6 protein-coding genes are annotated in these 6,260 nt (G+C 37.0%); 3 read left to right on the top strand and 3 right to left on the bottom strand.

What is annotated here, in order from left to right; translation table 11 throughout:
• The first annotated feature begins 98 nt into the window (after positions 1–98).
• The 3 genes from VB733_RS27180 to VB733_RS27170 all read left to right on the top strand — a co-directional run bounded on the left by VB733_RS27180 (position 99) and on the right by VB733_RS27170 (position 4,308).
• Positions 99–1,970, top strand: coding sequence for a hypothetical protein (locus tag VB733_RS27180; RefSeq protein WP_323343164.1), 1,872 nt, complete (start codon positions 99–101; stop codon positions 1,968–1,970).
• On the top strand, positions 1,930–2,550 hold the full coding sequence (locus VB733_RS27175) for a hypothetical protein (protein ID WP_323343163.1): 621 nt from the start codon (positions 1,930–1,932) through the stop codon (positions 2,548–2,550). Before VB733_RS27180 ends, VB733_RS27175 begins: the two co-directional genes overlap by 41 nt.
• 111 nt (positions 2,551–2,661) lie before the next feature.
• Positions 2,662–4,308 (top strand): endonuclease NucS domain-containing protein, encoded by a 1,647-nt coding sequence (locus tag VB733_RS27170; protein ID WP_323343162.1) that lies wholly within the window; start codon positions 2,662–2,664, stop codon positions 4,306–4,308.
• 257 nt (positions 4,309–4,565) lie between these two features.
• Here VB733_RS27170 and VB733_RS27165 read toward each other — a convergent pair whose 3' ends face one another.
• From VB733_RS27165 to VB733_RS27155, 3 genes are all read right to left on the bottom strand, one after another.
• Complete coding sequence (locus tag VB733_RS27165) at positions 4,566–5,156, bottom strand: hypothetical protein (protein WP_323343161.1); 591 nt, start codon at positions 5,154–5,156, stop codon at positions 4,566–4,568.
• A gap of 15 nt (positions 5,157–5,171) precedes the next feature.
• Positions 5,172–5,495, bottom strand: a complete 324-nt coding sequence (locus tag VB733_RS27160; protein WP_323343160.1) for a hypothetical protein — start codon at positions 5,493–5,495, stop codon at positions 5,172–5,174.
• 106 nt (positions 5,496–5,601) lie between these two features.
• Entirely contained in the window at positions 5,602–6,006 is a 405-nt protein-coding gene (locus tag VB733_RS27155) for a hypothetical protein (RefSeq protein WP_323343159.1), read from the bottom strand.
• Between the last annotated feature and the right edge of the window lie 254 nt (positions 6,007–6,260).

Here is a 6,260-nt window from a genome sequence, read left to right as displayed (position 1 = left end):
CAACCGAAAGGTAGAAATTGGATGAGTGGTGGAGCAATTTATATATCCCCTTTATATTCTCGCAGTATTCGCAGGAAATTAAAACTTCAAAGAAGATTATGAAAGCGCAAATACCGATTATAGATTACCAAGATTCAGATAATAAAAAATCACAATATATTCCCTTTGAAAATGAACTCGACCTTTGTTGTATGGTTCGGATTGAAAGGGAGAATCGCTGTATCGGTGGGTTTTTATTAAATCAAGGTGATATTGCCGATGAAAACCAATTCCAAGTAGTTTTTGCGTTTCAAATTAAAGGTGTTCATGACCAACTTTACCAAGAAGAGGTCAATGCAATATCAACTGGTATTTCCGAAGCGATGAAATTTATACCTCCTGGGGAAAGATGTACATTTCTGTTAGGAAGATATTCGGATGATTCGATGAGACAAGAACATCTGAACAAAATTGCCGTAGGTTCTACTTTGCCACTCCCAACTATTTTAATTCGTAACGAACAAGCTCGAATTCAAGAGTTAACGCGAAAAGGAGCGAGGTCAACTTGGCAACAAATTGTGTTCTGTTCGTGGACTGCGGATGCATTAGGAGAAAATAGGAGCGACTTTTTATCTAGATTAATTTACCAAGTCGCGAAATCGGGACGTTTCTTATTAGATAACTTTACCGGACGCATTTCCCAGCGACAGGAACAACTTCTCATTCAAGTTTTGATGAAAGCTTATACGGAAGGTTTTCTACAATGGGAAATGTTATTTAATACCAAAGCTGGATTGGAAATACAACCACTCAATGATATTGAATTATGGTCGTGGTTGTGGAGTCGATTCAATCAATATAACCCTCCAGAAATTCCGCAGTTATTAGTTTTAACAGAAAACACAGATGATGGAATTAAGCTAATAGAAATTCAAAATTCATTCAAACATTCAACCACAATTTTAATCGCGGGAGAAAGAGGAAAAAGTTCTTGCCCCGAACACCGTCAATGCACAAACCGTATCTACATCAAAGATAAAGTTTGCGGTGTATTAACAATGGCTGATACCGTACCTGCTTGGATAAGTGCAAAAGAACAAATTGCATGGATGTGGAAAGTCCTGAGCGAAAATCACATCCGAGATACGGAAGCTTGGGTAGAAATCTCCCCTGCAAATCGCTACCTCACCGAAGATAATTTACACCGTCAAGCAAAGCAAACCAAAGTCGCAAGGGAGCGAGCTTTTCTTAAGGGAAGCGGTAGGGACGTGGGTGCGGAGATAAAACAGGAGGAAAGTTTTGACGCGCAGAAGAAATTATACAAAGGTGCTCTTCCTCTCAACTGCGCGGTGGTGTTTCTGGTTTATCGGGAAAACGCTGAAAGCTTGGATTTAGCCTGTGATTTGCTCTGCAACAGCTTTGGTACAGCCAAAGTCGTGCGGGAAAAACACATCGCATCACAAATCTGGTTAGAAACTTTACCCATCACCTGGAGACGAATTTTACACTCCAGTTCGATTTTGAGCGAACGTCGATTGGTGTTGGAAAGTGAAACTGTTGCAGGAGTTTTACCGCTAACCCTTCCCAAACCATTGGATAGTCAGGGTGTGGAATTTTTGACTAATCGAGGAGGTAAACCAGTTCATGTTGATTTGTTCAGTAATACCCAACATGCCTTGATTACAGGAAAAACCGGTTCTGGAAAATCTGTCTTGTTGTGGCGATTTATGCTCGATGCACTGTCGCAGGGAATACCTGTGGTGGGGATGGATATCCCCGCAGCCGATGGGGAGAGTTCGTTTAAAACAGCGATCGCACTTCTTGGAGATGCGGGTGCATATTTCGATTTATCCCGTGCTTCCAATAATTTGATGGAACCTCCAGACTTGAGAAGTTTCGACCCAGAAGACAGAGCATCCCGGATGAAGTCCTGGCGTTCATTTATACGTCATGGGACGGTTGGATGCTCCACATTTAGCGCAGAGGGTTGATGCGATTTTATTGCGATCGCTCGAAATCTTTCTCAGCGACCCCGATATCATCGAACGCTACAATCTCTCATTTTCTAAGGGTTGGAAATCTCCCGAATGGCAGGATATGCCTACTTTAAAAGATTTTAGCCGTTTCTGTTCGACCGCTCGACTCAATATTTCTAAACCCGAAGCAATTGACCATCAAGCAATAAATCAAATAACCAGTCAGATTGCAGCATTGTTAGTAAGTCCATTGGGGAATGCGATCGCACTTCCGAGTAGCTTTTCTCCCGAACCGATGGTTAAGTTTTATGCACTGACTGGGCTAAGTAATGACCAAGATTCCTACACAATGGCTGTTGCAGCGAAAGCAGCATGTTTGCGTATCGCTCTTTCCTACCCGAAAAGCCTATTTATCGGTGATGAGCTTTCGGTGTTGTTCCGTAAGGATGGATTCAGCGCGATGGTAGGTGAACTATGTGCTACCGCACGTAAAGACGGGTTGAGTATAGTTTTATCCAGCCAAGACCCGGATACAATTTGTCAATCTTCGGCAGCTGCAATGATTATGCAAAATATCAGTTATCGAATTAAGTAGGTGGGCAAAAGTTTTACAGCATACTAAGTTAATAATGATACTTAACAAATTAGTGCGATATGTTACTTTGATATGGATACAAATCTCACAATTCCAGCAAAGTATTCAATTATGACGAGAAAATCTGTAGAAAATATTATCAGAGATTATCTTGCAGATAATTTATCAATAATATCCAGCAATTTATCACTCATACAAAAAGAATATTATTTACCTAATAGGTTAGGTACACGTGGTTTTATCGACATCTTAGCGAAAGATAATAAAAACAACTATGTCATTATTGAAATCAAACGATCAAATGAAGCGTCCAGAGAAGCATTACATGAAATATTGAAATATGTTGAAACTTTAAAACAAAATAAAGAGGTAATTGAATCGGAAATTAAAGTCATAATTGTATCTACTGAATGGAAAGAATTAATAGTACCATTTTCTTCTTTTGCTAATAGAGTTAACTTTTATATCCAAGGCATATTAATTGAAGTTAATGATGTGAATTATCCTACCTCAGCAAAAGAAATATCACCTTTAAAATTAAAAGATGAGCGTTTATTTTCTCCTGCACACATGATTAGGCTATATAAAAATAAGCAAAATTTACAGAAAGGCATAGAGAGTCATACAAATACATTTAGGGTGAAAGGAATTGAGAATTTTGTTTTGTTGATATTAACTCCATCTGAAAATCATAAAGATTTAGTATTTCCAGAATATAGTCAAACGATTCAAACTTTAAGTTCAACTCTAGATATTGTTAATTATTCAATAGAGCCTTATATGATTTATTCGGCATTTGTACGTTTATCAAAAGAAGAATACTTAGAACAAATTCGTAAGCACCCAGATTATTATGAAGAACTTTTATCTTCTTTAGAAGAAGAATTAAATGATAACGAAATATATTCTAAATACGAAGATTATTTGCTAGATATAAAGCCTTATCCTTACTCCGATTATGTTGAAATATCCTATCCCTCAAAGTTTCGTCATAAATTATTAGAAGACGAAGGTTGGAAAATAGAAGAAATACAAAGATTTGGCACATTAAAAGATAATGAACTTTTACAAGATTCAGTGATTCTTTCGGAAATAGCAGGTAAATCTGGAATAGATGGAGCTATATTTGATTGTTGCTCAGATTCAAAAGATAATGCTAAAATTGAAGAGATGAAAAAAGGTGCAAAAAGAGTTCTCTGTGAAAATAAAGTTTGGCTTAATCATATTAAGTTGATTCTGGAGCATCATATTGAAAGCGAAAATAAGCATTCTTTTGATATTGCACTGAAAATATATTCACCTAATAACATTTTATTTTCTATATATAAGCAAATAAAAGAAAATAATAATTATTTATGGCTGCCATGTTATAAGTTATCATTATATTTCTCTGATAAAAAACAAAAGTCTTATTTTGGGACTATTGAATGGAATGGTAAAAAAGCTGATATAGATAATCTTATAAATAAATACTATCAAGGTAAGCCATCTTCTCTTGCTCTTCCTGTATTTTGGGGTGGTTATGAAGAAAATAATTCTCATATAATGGAAGAGCTTGGTTTTAGTTTTGGAACTATTTTATATGAACTTGTAGAAAAAGATGTAATGATAAAATACGATTTTAATGCTTCTAATTATTGCTTTGTACCTACAGATACAAATCGTACTCCTTATGATGGCATAAATAATTTTATATTCAAAAATAAAGATTTTGTTCAGAGGCTTATTCATCATTTTGAAAGCATTCCAGTTGTGTAATCATGTCGTCATTCCGAGTAAGCAGAACCACTCGAAGAAAGCGAAAACCCGTTAATTCGGTTTGCGATCGCATCGCTTTTAGTTGGTAGTGTAATGGGTTTCGGTTGGATGGTATGGTCTATTTTCCTAGCACCTAAACCTATTTATTTTTCTAGATTGACAAGTTTTAAAATCAAGTGTCACCTATCGCAAGTTATATTTGGTGCGTAACGTCCCATTTATACCAAACCCATAGGAATAATTATTCAGAATATCAATCATCCAAAACGATATGGATGTAACTCATAAAAAGATTCTTTCCCTAAAAGGGGTACATATTCCTTCACCAGCTTTGATAAATCACCTGAACGACCAATTTCCATCCAGTCATCGATCAAGCTTAAAAAGCAAAATCTTTCGATTGTAAATACGCGTTTTTCTTTATCGATTAAAACAAACCTCAACATCGGTGAATAGGTAAGCATACTGTTTACCGCAGCTTCAATATCGATATCATTTCGCGATGGTGATAATGAATATATATCCAGTAATTTGTCTGGATTTTGGTCGGGAGTATAGATGGTAATTATATTTTTTTTGATATCAATTCTACAGTATTTTAAATCGGAAAACTTTTGCATTCCCAGTTCGGTGATCGCAGCTTCACCTTCGGTAATGATTTTCGGCTGTATTTTTTGTAAAAATACTTGGGCGTTAGGGTTTTCATAAATTTCAAAACCATCTGGAATGGTTTCGACTAAATTCCCTTCGCTGTTCATGGCAAAGTAATATTTTGGCTTCCCGGTTTTGGTCGTACCTTCGTGGAGATAATATTTTTGACTTTTACGGTTGATGTATTCTACAGCCATAAAATTTTCCCTTATTTATGCACGCTTTGCCAGAAATGTCGAATCATCGCCATAATGCAGCTTGATATAACCTTCAACAGTATTTTCATCTTGTAATTTCAACCAACCACTTCCAGAAGCTTCATCACACTCGTCATTTCCTTCCCAAGTAAATTCTAATTTTTCTTGAGAGCTATCCTTGGTATAAGTGCCATTAATACTGCCGCAGACTAAACCAAATTGAAAGTCCCCATCCCCAGCTTTGTTTATTTCTATATAGGCTTGAACTTCCATGTTGAAGTAGTCTTCCTCCCACATGGACATTTCATAAATATGCCAATTACCAACAAGTTTTGCCATTGCTTATTTCCCAATTATTTTGTCAATTTCTCGATTTAATATTTTACCGCGATCGCATAGCGATTCAAAACGATTTTCGCCTAATTTATATAGAGCCAAAGCCGCATTACTTACCCTTATTTGAAGAAATATCACCAAAGGTATTATTTCCACCAATCACATTGACGATATTTCCCACATCTCCGCATTTCCCTGCTTCTTCTAACAACAACTGCACCAAAGCCGTCGATTTTCCTGAACCTGGACGACCTCGTGCATATTTCCGCAAACCCTCCAGAACATTGAGATTTTCCCGCGTTTCCCTTGCTTCGGGTAATAGTTCTCTGTCAGGTTGAATGGATTCTGATTGAATTGCAATCGCCTGCAAGTCAAACAACAGCGATTTGATGGGTTGCTCGTCCGTAATTTGTCGATCACGGTTTTTACCCACCACATCAGTGATGGTGTAACTATACCCCCACTGAGCATATTTCTGACAAATCGATTCGAGATAGGGCTGCCAATCAATCACTGCTATCCCTTACACACGAGCAGAAATGGTTAAATATGACACTTAATACGATACTTAAGAATTAGGATAGCGTAGCGATCGCTCTCCCCCGGATTTGCTTAACAACAAGAAAATCAACGTTCTGCTATGATGTAAGTACATAACGTACATACGCCATGAGTAATCCTTATAAAATTCGCAGCACCAAAATTGGTAACAGTGCTGGATTCCGTCTGCCAGCAGAATTTTACCGCGAATATCCCCAGTTTGCTAAC

The sequence above is a fragment of the Calothrix sp. UHCC 0171 genome (genome assembly GCF_034931845.1).
Classification (GTDB): Bacteria; Cyanobacteriota; Cyanobacteriia; order Cyanobacteriales; family Nostocaceae; genus Brunnivagina.
This window is presented reverse-complemented; position numbering and strand designations above follow the sequence as displayed.

Excerpts from the sequence above, each read along its gene's own strand:
- VB733_RS27180 (WP_323343164.1), top strand. The coding sequence starts at position 99 with ATGAAAGCGCAAATACCGATTATAGATTACCAAGATTCAGATAATAAA.
- VB733_RS27160 (WP_323343160.1), bottom strand. The coding sequence starts at position 5,495 with ATGGCAAAACTTGTTGGTAATTGGCATATTTATGAAATGTCCATGTGG.
- VB733_RS27170 (WP_323343162.1), top strand. The coding sequence starts at position 2,662 with ATGACGAGAAAATCTGTAGAAAATATTATCAGAGATTATCTTGCAGAT.
- VB733_RS27165 (WP_323343161.1), bottom strand. The coding sequence starts at position 5,156 with ATGGCTGTAGAATACATCAACCGTAAAAGTCAAAAATATTATCTCCAC.
- VB733_RS27175 (WP_323343163.1), top strand. The coding sequence starts at position 1,930 with ATGGGACGGTTGGATGCTCCACATTTAGCGCAGAGGGTTGATGCGATT.